Source organism: Flavobacterium sp. CF108, assembly GCF_900129795.1.
Classification (GTDB): Bacteria; Bacteroidota; Bacteroidia; order Flavobacteriales; family Flavobacteriaceae; genus Flavobacterium.
Window position 1 is genome coordinate 36,556 of record NZ_FQWW01000009.1, and the last position, 13,971, is coordinate 50,526.

Annotated in this window: 12 protein-coding genes; all 12 read left to right on the forward strand. The window is 35.7% G+C overall.

Going from position 1 to position 13,971, the window contains the following annotated elements:
• Nucleotides 1–268: 268 nt before the first annotated feature.
• The 12 genes from BUE10_RS20990 to BUE10_RS21040 are packed head-to-tail and all read left to right on the forward strand — an operon-like array spanning nt 269 to nt 13,961.
• The gene (locus tag BUE10_RS20990; RefSeq protein WP_073488715.1) at nt 269–871 is read left to right on the forward strand and encodes a Pvc16 family protein; all 603 of its coding nucleotides are present in this window, start codon (nt 269–271) and stop codon (nt 869–871) included.
• Nucleotides 868–1,710, forward strand: a complete 843-nt coding sequence (locus BUE10_RS20995) for a hypothetical protein (RefSeq protein ID WP_073488717.1) — start codon at nt 868–870, stop codon at nt 1,708–1,710. Before BUE10_RS20990 ends, BUE10_RS20995 begins: the two co-directional genes overlap by 4 nt.
• 21 nt (nt 1,711–1,731) lie before the next feature.
• Entirely contained in the window at nt 1,732–3,834 is a 2,103-nt protein-coding gene (locus BUE10_RS21000; protein ID WP_073488719.1) for a phage tail sheath C-terminal domain-containing protein, read from the forward strand.
• 31 nt (nt 3,835–3,865) lie between these two features.
• Nucleotides 3,866–4,294, forward strand: a complete 429-nt coding sequence (locus BUE10_RS21005; RefSeq protein WP_073488721.1) for a phage tail protein — start codon at nt 3,866–3,868, stop codon at nt 4,292–4,294.
• Between the two features lie 2 nt (nt 4,295–4,296).
• Nucleotides 4,297–4,743, forward strand: coding sequence for a phage tail protein (locus tag BUE10_RS21010; protein ID WP_073488723.1), 447 nt, complete (start codon nt 4,297–4,299; stop codon nt 4,741–4,743).
• A gap of 2 nt (nt 4,744–4,745) precedes the next feature.
• On the forward strand, nt 4,746–4,904 hold the full coding sequence (locus BUE10_RS24145) for a DUF5908 family protein (RefSeq protein WP_177178061.1): 159 nt from the start codon (nt 4,746–4,748) through the stop codon (nt 4,902–4,904).
• Between the two features lie 3 nt (nt 4,905–4,907).
• Nucleotides 4,908–5,591 (forward strand): CIS tube protein, encoded by a 684-nt coding sequence (locus tag BUE10_RS21015; protein WP_073488725.1) that lies wholly within the window; start codon nt 4,908–4,910, stop codon nt 5,589–5,591.
• The gene (gene vgrG / locus BUE10_RS21020; RefSeq protein ID WP_073488727.1) at nt 5,591–7,336 is read left to right on the forward strand and encodes a type VI secretion system tip protein VgrG; all 1,746 of its coding nucleotides are present in this window, start codon (nt 5,591–5,593) and stop codon (nt 7,334–7,336) included. Before BUE10_RS21015 ends, vgrG begins: the two co-directional genes overlap by 1 nt.
• Before the next feature lie 4 nt (nt 7,337–7,340).
• Nucleotides 7,341–7,631 (forward strand): PAAR domain-containing protein, encoded by a 291-nt coding sequence (locus BUE10_RS21025; RefSeq protein ID WP_073488729.1) that lies wholly within the window; start codon nt 7,341–7,343, stop codon nt 7,629–7,631.
• A gap of 2 nt (nt 7,632–7,633) precedes the next feature.
• Entirely contained in the window at nt 7,634–8,044 is a 411-nt protein-coding gene (locus BUE10_RS21030; protein WP_073488730.1) for a GPW/gp25 family protein, read from the forward strand.
• Nucleotides 8,045–8,055: 11 nt separating this feature from the next.
• Nucleotides 8,056–11,229, forward strand: coding sequence for a baseplate J/gp47 family protein (locus BUE10_RS21035; RefSeq protein WP_073488732.1), 3,174 nt, complete (start codon nt 8,056–8,058; stop codon nt 11,227–11,229).
• Entirely contained in the window at nt 11,184–13,961 is a 2,778-nt protein-coding gene (locus BUE10_RS21040; protein WP_234984785.1) for a hypothetical protein, read from the forward strand. Before BUE10_RS21035 ends, BUE10_RS21040 begins: the two co-directional genes overlap by 46 nt.
• Nucleotides 13,962–13,971 lie beyond the last annotated feature (10 nt).

Genomic DNA, 13,971 nt, shown 5'->3' on the forward strand with positions numbered 1-13,971 from the left:
AACCCTTGTCATTACTAAGAAATAAAACAAAGCCTCAAACACTAACACAACTAACTAATAACCAATATCTTAAATAAATAAAAAAAGGGGAAAATTCCCCTTTTTTTGTACCCTTACATTTTTCTAATTTAGACAAATCTTATCAGCCTTGTTTTCATTACAAGTTTAAAGCACAGCAACAAGCCCCATTCTATTTACAATCTGCGCCCTGAATATTATTCTTTTCAGCACAATTTCATTTAGTATTTATAATAAATTTTATCAAAAGATGATTTTTGAAGTAATACAAATAATTGCAGAACAAGTAAACAACTATCTCGAGGAAATTGGGCTGGACAAATCTGTTGTCCCTGAAAATATTGCTTTTTTAGAGTCACAAAATGATGATATAGCCGATGCGTTAAAAAATGCTGTAGCACTTACACTAATCAATTTAGACGAAGAAGCTACTTTAAAAAACTTCCCAAATCATACTATTGAAAATGCTAAAACAATTTATAAAAATAGTATCGTCAATTTAAACCTGTACATACTTTTTAGCGCCAATAGGGACAAATACATCAATTCACTTAAAGACATTTCAAAAATTATAGAGTTTTTTCAAGGGAAAAGACTTTTTACCCAAGCCAATACAATTTATAACCGAAATAATATTGCCATGAGCAATGTAGACAACTTTAGATTTACGGTTGAACTCTACACTCCCACTTTTGAAGAGTTAAATTATATCTGGGGGACATTGGGCGGCAAGCAGCTTCCTTCAGCTTTATACAAAGTGAGCATGATACAAATTGAACGCAATATTGCACAAGCAGAAGGACAGCTTATCAGCAAGGTTAAAGGTGTAACCAAAACAAAAGAACAGTCATGAGTTTTGCTATTACATATGGATTGTTATTTGAAGTAACGCTTCTTCACAATTATTTCCTGAATAATGGCGAAGAAACGTTTGCAAGTATGACAGGGGAAGATAAAGAAAAAATGCTGCAGCATTTTAATACCGATGCATTTACAACTATAACTCCAACTTTAGAAACCTATAACGAACTCAAAAACTACAAAATGGTATTCAAAAAAACCAAAACAGGTTTTAGAGTATATATTAAAGTTAAGGAAGCTAACGAATTGGACCCATTTATAAAAGTCCCTGCCGATTTGAACTTAAAATTTTTAATCAAAATCAATGATTATCAATTTGAAAATTACACTAATCTGGACTTTGCCCTTAATCAAGTCTTCTTATTTAGCAACGCCAAGCCCTTAACTGAACCAGTTTCATTTGAATATCTTCCTAAAATAAATGACAACAAATTAATTTCAAATGATTATTTAGTATCTGAGGAAACCACTGCCATTTTAATTTCGGCATTACAGCCGCCGGAAAAACAAGATGTCTTTGGGATTATTTCTCTAAATCTTCAGGGTGATAATAGTTCAGGAAATATTGTGGATATCGCGGGCGAAATAATAAGCCCAAATTTTAAAATCCATTTTGACAATCGAAAGACACTTTGGAAATATATCAATCGAAAAGCAGGAACCGAAATTGAAACCAATACCCCAAAACCACTAACACGCTCTGGTTTTGTTGAAATTGATCCTCTTAACGATTTTACGCCTTCACAACTGGCAGATACTCAATACCCAAACCCATCTGTAAAATCAATAACAAAAATCAGTAGTGACTACTATTCTGAAATATTTATTTAAATAATTAAAAAACAATCAATTATGGCAACAACTTACAAAACGCCTGGAGTATATATTGAGGAAATCGTAAAGTTTCCTCCTTCTGTTGCCCAGGTAGAAACAGCGATTCCTGCTTTTATTGGCTATACCGAAAAAGCAACAAAGAAAACTGCAGGTGATTTAATTAATGATCCTACCAGAATCACTTCTTTACTTGATTATGAGAACTATTTTGGTTCAGCTTATCCCGAAAAAACCATATCTGTAAATATAACCGATGTAGAAATTGGCGGTAAATTACAACGAGATATTGTAGTAAACCAGCCTAGTTCTCCCAGCACTTTTTTAATGTATTATGCATTACAAATGTATTTTGCAAATGGCGGCGGGCCTTGTTATATTGTTTCCGTAAACACTTACGAAGATGGAGACAGCAATGTAAACACAATCTCTTTTTCAGATTTAGAGGACGGCCTTGATTTATTAAGAAGTGAGGATGAACCAACTCTTATTCTATTTCCAGATGCTCCAGGATTAGCCAGTGACAATGACTTTTATGAATTATACAAAAAAGCATTAACACAATGTCATGATATGCAGGACCGATTTGCCATTATAGACACCTATCGAGATGTAGAATATGAAAATGACGACACCGACCTTGTTTCACCAATAGATGAAATAAGATTTAAATTAAATCAGGAAAAAGATTATTTAAAATATGGAGCGGTATATTTTCCCTATTTAAAAACTATCCTGGATTATAAATATGATGAAAAATCCATATTAATTAATCATATTTCATATAAAAAAGATGCTGTGCCTATTGCTCTTGGAGAGCTTAATGATGCCAGTACTGCTTTAACTCCAGTTATAGCTGCTTTAAGAACTATAAGTGATTCTGCTGATGCCGATGCGACAAATGACGACATCGTGGGTGCTATTCCATCTATTTTAAAATACACCCAAGATCCTGCAGGTTATAACAATACCAATGCTGATTTTACTGTAGCAAAAACAATTCCTGCTTTTACAGATTTATTAGATGCCTTGATTGCGCAATTGACTAATTTGGTTGAAATCAAGAAAAATGTTAAAAATGCAGCCAATTCAGCGATTGCATCTGTAGAAGAACTATCTACAGCAGATGATAACATCGTTACAGCGCTAGCCGCTTTTGTTGGCGGATTTGAAGGTAACAATAAAATTGAAAGTGTCTTAAAAAAGATAATTGATCTTACTGCAAAACTCAAAAACGCCGATACTAATGCAAAAGTATTAAGCTTAGTAAAAACAAATGCTACAAATATTATTACCGAAGTCAAAAGACTATTAGACTACACTCCGGTTTTAGGATTACCTAATAATGCCTTGGTAATCAATCCCGATGTATTTTTAAATATGTCAACACAAGTTGGTGCCATAATCACAGCAGTTTCAAATGTAAATGTATCTGGAGTAGACGTTAATAATGGTGCAATGAACGGCAGATTTCTAGCTGACATTGAACCTTTAGAAAATGCATCATACAACATCATTAAGTCTGAAATCGCAGGTCTTCCTATCACATTACCACCTAGTTCAGCAATAGCAGGAGTCTATGCAAGAGTAGATAGTGATCGCGGCGTATGGAAAGCACCTGCTAACGTTGGTCTAAACTATGTGATTAAACCATCACTGAAAATAACAAATGGAGATCAGGACAACTTAAATTTTGACACTACTGCAGGTAAATCTATTAATGCTATCAGAAGTTTTACCGGCAAAGGAACCTTGGTTTGGGGATCAAGAACCTTAGCTGGTAACGATAGCGAATGGCGTTATATACCAGTTCGCCGCTTCTTTAATATGGCCGAGGAATCTATTAAAAAAGCAACCGAACAGTTTGTTTTTGAACCTAACGATGCCAATACCTGGATAAGAGTAAGAGCTATGATTGAGAATTTCTTAATTCTGCAATGGAGAGCCGGAGCATTAGCTGGGGCAAAACCAGAACAAGCATTTTATGTTAGAATTGGGCTTGGGCAAACCATGTCGGCTGTAGATATTTTAGACGGTAAAATGATCATCGAAATTGGAATGGCAGTAGTTCGTCCAGCAGAATTTATCATTTTACGTTTCTCTCACAAAATGCAGGAATCTTAATTAATATATCAACATTAAAAAAATATAGATCATGAGTTATCCACTACCAAAGTTCCATTTCTCAGTTGACTGGAAAGGAACAAAAATAGGGTTTACAGAAGTTTCTGGATTAGATGTAGAAACTGAAGTCATTGAATACCGTCAGGGAGCAAGTCCCGAATACAGCAAGATCAAAATGCCCGGCATGCAGAAATTCTCTAACATCACATTAAAAAGAGGAACGTTTGCAAGCGATAACGAGTATTATACCTGGTGGAATACGGTAAAACTAAACACCATAGAAAGAAGGGACATTACCATCAAATTACTTAACGAAGATCACGAACCTGTGATTACCTGGAAAGTAAAAAATGCATGGCCAACTAAAATTCAATCAACTGATTTAAAAGCCGATGGAAATGAAGTTGCTATCGAATCTATGGAGTTAGTTCACGAAGGTTTATCTATTCAAAATGACTAGTCATGGCTAACTATTACCCACCTGTCGGTTTTCACTTTTTAGTTGAATTTCAAGGTCTTGGTTCGAAAGAAAAAGACCATCAATTTCAATCTGTTTCCGGTTTGTCTGTTGACATCGAAACCGAAGAAATTGCCGAAGGTGGAGAAAATAGATTCAAACACAAACTTCCGGTAAAGACAAAATATCCAAACCTGACTTTAAAAAGAGGAATTCTGATTGATTCTGCTGTGATAGACTGGTGCCGGGATGCAATTGAAAACTTTTCTTTTAAACCTGTAAACCTGACTGTTAAACTGCTTAATCAGGATCATCAGCCTTTGGTTTCCTGGAACGTAGTTCACGCCTACCCTGTAAAATGGGCAGTTGAAGATTTTAATGCCGAAGAAAGCAAACTCGTTATCGAAAACGTTGAGCTTACCTACAATTATTTCACCTTAATTAAAAGTTAGTCATGCCAATAGAAATAAAAGAGCTTCACATTAAAATAAACGTGAATGAAGGATCAAAATCTGCGGCTCCTCCAAGTACTGCAAAAAGCAAGGATGAAGATCCGGTAGCAGAATGTGTAGAGCAAGTAATGAAAATTATCGAACGTAAAAAAGAACGCTAAGTCATGCCAGGAGAATTAGAAAAACTAACAGTCGTCGCCTATAGTGACCCGGAATTCAACAACAAGATTGCTGATGGTAAATTTTCTACGCTTATGAATCCGGAGAAATACACCTATCACTATAAAATTGAAACAGATGAAACACAGGCCTCGGGAACGAGTACCGTTTCTCCAAGGTTTAATAAAAAATTACCTGAAAACCTGGAGCTTGATTTTGTTTTTGATCGATCGGGAGTAATTAACGGCTTTGCAAGTTCAGACGATGGTATTATCGATGACATTGAGAAATTCAAAAAAGTTATTTTGGATTACAATGGAGACGAACACAAGCCCAATTACCTCATTATTTCCTGGGGTACATTGCTCTTTAAAGGTGCTTTGACCGAAATGGATGTAGAATTCAAACTCTTTAAACCAGACGGAACTCCAATAAGAGCAGTGGCAAAAGCAAAATTTCAGGGTTTTGTTGAAGACAATTTGAGAGCAGCAAAAGAGAATAATAAATCGCCCGATTTAACACATTACAGAACCGTTAAGGAAGGCGATACACTGCCCTTAATGTCTTATCACATTTATGGTGACTCTAAGTATTATCTGGAAGTTGCCAGAGTCAATAACATTGTCAATTTCAGAAAATTAAAAACCGGACAAAAACTATTTTTTCCACCATTACAAAAACAATCCTGATGAACAATAGCGGAGTCATACAAACCAGTAAAAGTCCTGATTTAGTAACACTTAAAATTTTAATTGAAGGAACAGAATTATCGAACACCTATCAAGTAAAAAGTGTTGTAGTACAAAATGAAGTCAACAGGATTCCTATGGCTCAAATTGTTCTGGTAGATGGTGAAGCTTCTGAAAGAGATTTTAAACTGAGTAATGAAGATTTACTAATTCCGGGAAAAAAAATTGAAATAAGTGCCGGCTATCACAACGATGAAGAAACTATTTATAAAGGAATCATCATCAAGCATTCGATCAAAATAAAAAGCAGTGCTTCTTTATTAATTATTGAATGCAAAGACGAAGCAGTAAAATTGACCATTGGCAGAAAGAGCAAGTATTTTTATGATGTAAAAGACAGCGAAGCTTTCGAAGAAATTATTGATGCATACGGATTAGATAAAGATGTCGAAACGACCAATTTTAGTCACAAAGAATTGGTCCAATACAATACGTCAGATTGGGATTTTATCGTTTCAAGAGCGCAGGCAAATGGTAAACTTTGTTTTGTCGAGAATGGAAAAATCACGATCAGCAAACCTAACGTTAGCTCATCGCCTGTTGAAACGGTTACTTTTGGTTCTTCTTTACTTGATTTTGATGCCGAAATTGATGCCCGTAATCAATTTGCAAAAGTGTCTTCGTACAGCTGGAATTATACCGATCAGGAAGTAGTAGAAATTGAAGCCGCCGATCCGGCCGTGAGCCTGAACGGTAATCTTTCTGTTTCTGATTTATCTAAAATTATCGATCACGAAAATCTTGAATTGCGACACGGCGGAACCATTACCGAAGTAGAACTTCAGGATTGGGCCGATTCTAAATTACTATTTCAGCAATTATCAAAAATTCGCGGAAGAGTTAAGTTTCAAGGCATTCCGGCAGTAAAACCGAATACCATAATTACGCTCGAAGGCGTAGGCGACCGATTCAACGGAAATGCTTATATCACTGGTGTTTTTCACGAATTAGCTGAAGGAAACTGGACGATTGATGCACAATTCGGATTAAATCCCGAATGGTTTTCTGAAACATTCGACATTCATACGCCAACAGGCTCAGGAATTATTCCGGTCATAAAAGGACTACATGTTGGCATTGTTACACAGCTCGAAGAAGATCCAAACGGTGAAGACCGAATTCTGGTCAAAATCCCCATCATCAATAATGACGAACAAGGCATTTGGTGCCGCGTAGCTTCGCCAGATGCGGGAGATAAAAGAGGTGTTTTTTTCAGGCCTGAAATTGAAGATGAGGTAATCATTGGTTTTGTCAACGAAGATCCAAATAATGCCATCGTTTTAGGAATGCTTCACAGCAGCGGAAAACCGGCTCCAATTACAGCTTCTGATGACAATCATCAAAAAGGAATTGTAACCCGAAGCGAAATGAAAGTTTTGTTTGATGATGAGAAAAAATCAATTGCAATTGAAACTCCGGCCGGAAAAAAAGTAACGCTCGATGAAGATCAGGGCATCATCAAAATTGAAGATGAAAACTCAAACGTAATCACGATCGACAGCAACGGCATAAAAATGGAAAGTGCAGGAAATATTGAATTTAAAGCCACCGGAGATGTAAAAATCGAAGGCACAAATGTTTCCATAAATGCCAGCGCACAATTTAAGGCAGAAGGAAGCGCTGGCGTAGAAATGTCCTCTGGAGCCACTGCCATCTTAAAAGGAAGTATTGTACAAATAAATTAAAATTATGGGAGCACCAGCCGCCAGAATTGCAGATATGCACGTTTGCCCAATGGTTACCGGAACTGTTCCGCATGTGGGCGGCCCAATTTTACCTGCCGGCGCACCAACCGTTTTAATTGGCGGAATGCCCGCCGCATGTGTTGGCGACATGGCAACTTGTACAGGTCCGCCAGATAGCATTATTGCAGGTTCATCAACAGTATTAATTGGAGGAAAACCTGCCGCACGCATGGGCGACTCAACCTCACATGGCGGTACAATAGTAGCCGGATTACCAACTGTATTAATTGGTTAGTTATGGAAACAGAACAAGATTTTTTAGGCACAGGATGGAGTTTTCCTCCTGAATTTAAAGGAAGTACAAAAGAGGTCACAATGCTTAAGGATGAAAGCGACATTAAAAGCAGCCTGGAGATTTTGCTTTCAACTAAAATTGGCGAACGCATTATGCAGCCCAAATACGGCTGTAATATGGATGAACTCTTGTTTAATCCATTGAACCGAACTTTAAAAACGTTTGTTTCTGAATTGATTAAAACGGCTATTCTGTATCACGAACCCAGAATTGACGTTGAAAAAATTGACATTACAAAAGGCGACGATTTGAGCGGCGAATTATTAGTACTAATTGATTTTAAAGTACGCGCTACCAATTCGAGAATAAATATGGTTTATCCATTTTACCAACAAGAAGGAACCAATTTATAAATTGTTAAAAGATGAGTAATTGTAATACAATATTGAGTGTTTTGACTTCTAATGGCAGCGACCAAAAGCAACGCTATCTCAACGCGTTACAACCTGAAAACATTCGTCTTAATGATTTTGAACTGACTGATTGGGTTTTATTTGCCCATAATTTTTCTGAATACGTAAATTATTTTGAAACCTCTAATCCCCAAAAACCATCGGGCGACTGGAAACCTTTTTTTGATTTTTTTAAATGGAATGGCGACAAACCATCTATAGAAAATCAATTAAAACTAGACCGTGTTAAAAAAGAACTGGCTGATTTAATTGCAGAAAATAAAAAAGAATATGCCATTACGCCGCATTTAACTTTGTTCCTTACTTTTTTAATGCTTTTAGAAAACAGCAAAAAAAGATACAACAACCTTACGAAACGTCATCTGGACTTTTATTACAACCAGATTTTACATATTGACAAACTGCCCGCCACTCCAGATAAAGTATATCTTATTTTCGAATTGGCCAAAAATGCCATTCAGGAAAAAATTGAAACCAAAACCGGTTTTGACGGCGGTAAAGATGTTTTGGGCAAACCTAGAAGCTACTATTCAAACAATGAATTAATTGCCAATAAAACGGTAGTTTCTTCATTAAAAAACATTTATAACGATGTTGATACAAAAAAAATAAAAGCAAGCCCAATCGCTAATTCTTACGATGGTTTAGGCAAAGCATTTCCGGATAAAAACAACACCCAATGGTGGCCTTTTGGTTATATCGACAAAACAAATGTTTTGCCAGAATTACCTAATGCCGCTTTTGGTTTTGCCATTGCCTCCCCTATTCTGGCTTTAGCAGAAGGAAAACGCAGCATTCAAATTAGTTTTACTTTTCAAAATAACATTACTGCTATAACTACTGCGATTATCAAAGAATGTTTAAGTATTCAGTTAACCACAGCTAAAAAATGGCTGGAAGTTGCCGAAATTTCATCCTCATTAACCATAAAATCAGGCAGTACTTATACTACTTCTGTCAGCGGAAAAACGATGAAAATTGCTTTTCTTTTAGATGAAAATACAGACGCTATTACAGGTTATGATTCTAAAGTTTACGGCGAAGAATTTGCAACAAATTTACCTGTTGCAAAATTCAATCTGGATATCACAAAAACCAACGGATATGATTTATACAAATCATTGGCTCAAAATAAACTAGAAAACATCATCATCAACATTGATGTTCAAAATATTAAAAGTGCAGTTTTAGAAAACGACAACGGGAGTATCAACGCTGCAAAACCATTTTTTGCTTTTTCACCTCAGCCTGTCGCGGGTTCTAATTTCCTTATCAAATACAACGAGGCTTTTTCTAAAAAATGGGAAAATGTAAACGTCGATATACTTTGGAAAAACACTCCGGCCAATTTCGTAGAACATTACAAAGCTTATAAAACCTCATCTGTAAATACTATAAGCGTAAATGATTTTAAAACCAGTGTTTTTGATGGAACTACTTTTGTACCTGCTGGCGGAATCGTAACTTCTAACAATTATTTTCAATATAGATCATCCATTTTATCCAATAATATCTGGCAGGATTACGGTGCAGCAGCCATCTTATTTACAACATCAAATCCGTTTAAAACAACTTTTAACATAAGTAATACCAATTACATAACGGATAAAAACGGGCAATTAAGGTTAACATTAACAACGTCATTCCTGCATGATTTATATCCTAAAATTTACGCTTTGGCACTTTCTGTTAAAAGTAAAAATGTTGTAATTCCAAATGAGCCTTATACACCGCTGGTTGAAAGTCTCCTGCTAAATTATACTGCTTCTGAAACAACTAAATTTTCAGCAACAGGAGCAGAAACATTAGAAGGAATTTATACTCAAAACAAAGCAAAATTATTCCAAATTCACCCTTTTGGATATGCAGAAGAACACAGTTATCTAAAATCCCTTTTAGATTATGTAGAAAGCGAAGATTCATATTTGCTTCCTACTTACTGCAAAGGCGGAGAATTGTTTATTGGTCTTCAAAATGTACAGGAACTACAGCAAATTACATTACTTTTTCAGGTATTAGAAGGAAGTGAAAATCCAACAGCGCTCTCTTTTACCGGAAAACAAAAAATAGAATGGTCTGTTTTAGGCAATAACGAATGGCGTATTCTTAACTATTCTGATATTTTACTAAATGAAACGGACAACTTATTACAATCGGGAATCCTGAAATTCAGCTTACCAAAAGAAGCTACTCAAAATAATACAAGACTGCCTAAAAATTATATCTGGCTTAAAGCCAAAATGCACAAACAATACGATGTAGTCTGTAAAATAATTGGCATTCATTCGCAGGCAGTTTTGGCTGCTTTCCAGGATAATGCCAATGATTTAGCACATTTAAACACAGGATTACAAGCCGGAACCATTTCAAAACTACTTCAAAGACTAAGCAATGTAAAATCGGTTACGCAGCCTTACAACAGTTTTGATTATAAACCAGAAGAGGCTAACAAAGATTATTACAAAAGAATCAGCGAACGGCTTCGACACAAAAACAGAGCGGTCACCATGTGGGATTACGAACACATTGTACTGCAAAAGTTTCCTGAATTGTACAAAGTAAAATGCTTAAATCATACTTGCGACTGTTCGTATCAATCGCCGGGAAATGTAACGCTGGTGGTTATTCCGGACACGGTAAACAAAAACGTATTCGATATTTACCAGCCGCGGGTAAGTACAGCAACGCTTAACAAAGTCAAAAATCATATTGATCAATTAAACTCAATGCATGTAACTACTTATGTGATCAATCCAAAATATGAAGAAGTTAAGGTCGATTTAAAAGTAAAATTCAAGCCGGGTTTCGATGAAAATTTCTACATGCAGGAACTCAATGCCGATATTATTAAGTTTTTATCGCCTTGGGCGCTCGACAAAAATGTTCCCATCACATTTGGGGTCTCTATTCACTCTAGCGTGCTCATTAATTACATCGAAAAATTAGGTTATGTAGATTATCTGCAAGATGTAAAGCTGTTAAAAGATGGCGCTTTATCTGATAAAGTTGTCGTTCCGTCCAATCCAAAATCGATTTTAGTTTCGGCAAAAAGTCATATAATCAGCACTGATGTCAAAAAATGTACTGTTACAACCATAGAACCACAAGAAGAATGTCAACTGTAAACCAACATATCAGCATCCCAAAAAACGTCAGTTCTAATGATGACATGAGTTTTGACTTCCTTCGAAAAAAAGGAATCGAGTACATTGAATCGTTAGGAAGCCAGTTTTGGACCGACTATAATACACACGATCCCGGAATTACAATTCTGGAAGTGCTTTGTTATGCCATTACCGATTTAGGTATGAGAATCAATCTGCCTATCGAAGATTTGTTAAGCAATAATACTGCGCCAATTAACGAACAATTTTTTACAGCCTCTGAAATTTTACCCATGCAGGCTGTTACGGCTCTTGATTACCGAAAAATTTTAATTGACATTGATCCAAACATCAAAAACTGCTGGCTTCAAAAAACGACTAAAAATTTATTTATCAATTGCAAAGAGGCTAAAATTTCACTTAAAAAAGAAGATTTTACAGGCACTCCGGATATTTTTATTAAAGAAACTAAAATTAAAGGATACTATAACATACTAGTCGATTTTGAAGAAATTACTATAGCACAGAAAAACCTGCTAAAAACTAAAATAATCGAAAAATTTCACGCAAACAGAAACCTTTGCGAAGATGTTTTAGAAGTGAGCGAAGTACAAATCCAGCCTATTGCTGTTTGTGCCTTGATCGAACTTGAACCAGAAGCAAATGAAGAATATATTCATGCCTTAATCACTTTTGAACTCGAAAAATACCTGTCACCGGGCGTTACCTATTATTCATTAGCAGAAATGTTTGATAAAGGTTATTCAAGCGACCAGATTTTTGAAGGCCCACTTTTAGAAAGAGGTTTTATTGATACCGCAGAATTAGAAAATTCGTCATTAAGAACTGAAGTCCGCCTTTCTGATATTATGCAGATTATTATGAATATAGAAGGTGTAAGCGTAATCAAAGACATCTCTTTAAACAATTGCGAAGCCATAGAAACAGAAGGAAGCGTTTGGAATATTTGCATTCCGGCCAATAAAAAACCTAGCCTTTGTCAAAAAAGCACGCTTAACTTTAGCAAAGGTGTTTTACCTGTTACAGTCAACAAAGTAAAAGCAAAAAAATATCTGGAAGAGTTAAAAGAAGACCTTGCTTATTCACAGCTAAATGCAGCTAAAAACAAAGAACTGCAAATACCGCATGGTAAAATTACAGAATCTGATTTCTATACCAGTATCACCAACAATTTTCCCGAAAATTATGGTATTGGCGAAATTGGACTTTCAGAATCTGCCAGTGAAGAACGAAAAGCCAAAGCCAAACAATTAAAAGGATATCTGCTGTTTTTTGATCAAATTTTGGCGAGTTATTTCAAACATTTAAGCACCGTTAAAGAATTACTTTCTATCAACGGTGATCTGGAAAACACTTATTTTACTCAGTCTATTGCTGATATGACAGGTTTTGATGAAATTGTAAACGAGACCTATCTTGCTGCAAATGAAGAAAAACTGGACGAATTGCTTTTTAGTGATCTCGACGATTCTATTAAAAGACAAAACCAAATAAAAGATCATCTTATTGCTCGATTTGCAGAACGATTTGCAGAATATGCTTTCCTGATGAAATCATTGTACGGTGCTTCTTCTGATGAAATTGTACTCCAAAATAAATCTGACTTTTTAATTAATTACGATACCATAAGCAGCAAACGCGGCAGTGCATTTAATTATTTCAACCAGCCTGTGTCTAATTTATGGAACACTTTTAATGTGACCGGATTAGAAAACCGAATTGCCGGTTTGTTAGGAATTAAAGGCGATAAAAATCCGGTTACGGGCAAACGAGGAATTAAAAGAAAAGATATTTCTGGCTTGTTTGTACAGCTTTACGATCCGAGTCCGGGCGTAACTCCTAATCTTTTTAGATGGAGAATTAGAAACAGTGCCAATGAAATCATTTTAACCGCAACCGAAGATTATGAAAATCAATTGAGTGCGATTAAAGAAATGTATTTCGCAATCCTGAAAATTTACGAAACCAGCGAAAAACAAATTGAACAGGCATTTGAAGAGCTTTTTGAAGACAGAGCTAACGGAATTGCTTTTAAAGATACCGTTATCAACACTTTTGAAGTAATTGAATCAGATACGCATAAATATTCGTTTCACATCGTTAACCCGGAATTTGTAGATGACATAAGCAATCCGGACAGGATCATTGCACGTCAATATGAACTCTATCTCACATTAGAAGAAGTAAAAATAGCAATGCTTGATTTACTTATTTTCTTTAAGGAAGAATTTAGCGACGAAGGTGTTTTTCTGGTAGAACATATTCTGCTGGTTCCCAACCCTAACGAAGTAATTGATGCAACTTATTATATGCCTATATGTGCAGACGACTGCTCAGATGGTTGCTGTATTCCCAACCCGTATTCGTTTAAAATCAGTGTGGTTTTACCGGGATATACCTATCGTTTTGCCGATGTTGATTTTAGAAATTTTGCCGAAGATGTAATTCGACAGGAAATCCCATCGCACATTTTGGGTAAAATCTGCTGGATTGGTTATCGAAAGGATCAAATTACCCCAAAAGACAATGACTTACTCGATTTTGAGGCAGATTTCAAAAAATTCCTGACGGATAAAACGCAAAACAAACAAGATGCTTTACCAAAATTCATCAAGTCATTATCAAAATTAAACTCTGTTTATCCTACCGGCACCTTATACAATTGTATAGATGAAGAAGAAGATATTTCAGGGAAAATAGTATTAGGAAGAACAAATTTAGGAACAATATAAAAATACAAGG

Excerpts from the sequence above, each read along its gene's own strand:
- BUE10_RS21005 (WP_073488721.1), top strand. The coding sequence starts at position 3,866 with ATGAGTTATCCACTACCAAAGTTCCATTTCTCAGTTGACTGGAAAGGA.
- BUE10_RS21010 (WP_073488723.1), top strand. The coding sequence starts at position 4,297 with ATGGCTAACTATTACCCACCTGTCGGTTTTCACTTTTTAGTTGAATTT.
- BUE10_RS20990 (WP_073488715.1), top strand. The coding sequence starts at position 269 with ATGATTTTTGAAGTAATACAAATAATTGCAGAACAAGTAAACAACTAT.
- BUE10_RS21035 (WP_073488732.1), top strand. The coding sequence starts at position 8,056 with ATGAGTAATTGTAATACAATATTGAGTGTTTTGACTTCTAATGGCAGC.
- BUE10_RS21015 (WP_073488725.1), top strand. The coding sequence starts at position 4,908 with ATGCCAGGAGAATTAGAAAAACTAACAGTCGTCGCCTATAGTGACCCG.
- BUE10_RS21025 (WP_073488729.1), top strand. The coding sequence starts at position 7,341 with ATGGGAGCACCAGCCGCCAGAATTGCAGATATGCACGTTTGCCCAATG.
- vgrG (WP_073488727.1), top strand. The coding sequence starts at position 5,591 with ATGAACAATAGCGGAGTCATACAAACCAGTAAAAGTCCTGATTTAGTA.
- BUE10_RS21030 (WP_073488730.1), top strand. The coding sequence starts at position 7,634 with ATGGAAACAGAACAAGATTTTTTAGGCACAGGATGGAGTTTTCCTCCT.
- BUE10_RS24145 (WP_177178061.1), top strand. The coding sequence starts at position 4,746 with ATGCCAATAGAAATAAAAGAGCTTCACATTAAAATAAACGTGAATGAA.
- BUE10_RS21000 (WP_073488719.1), top strand. The coding sequence starts at position 1,732 with ATGGCAACAACTTACAAAACGCCTGGAGTATATATTGAGGAAATCGTA.
- BUE10_RS21040 (WP_234984785.1), top strand. The coding sequence starts at position 11,184 with ATGTACTGTTACAACCATAGAACCACAAGAAGAATGTCAACTGTAAAC.
- BUE10_RS20995 (WP_073488717.1), top strand. The coding sequence starts at position 868 with ATGAGTTTTGCTATTACATATGGATTGTTATTTGAAGTAACGCTTCTT.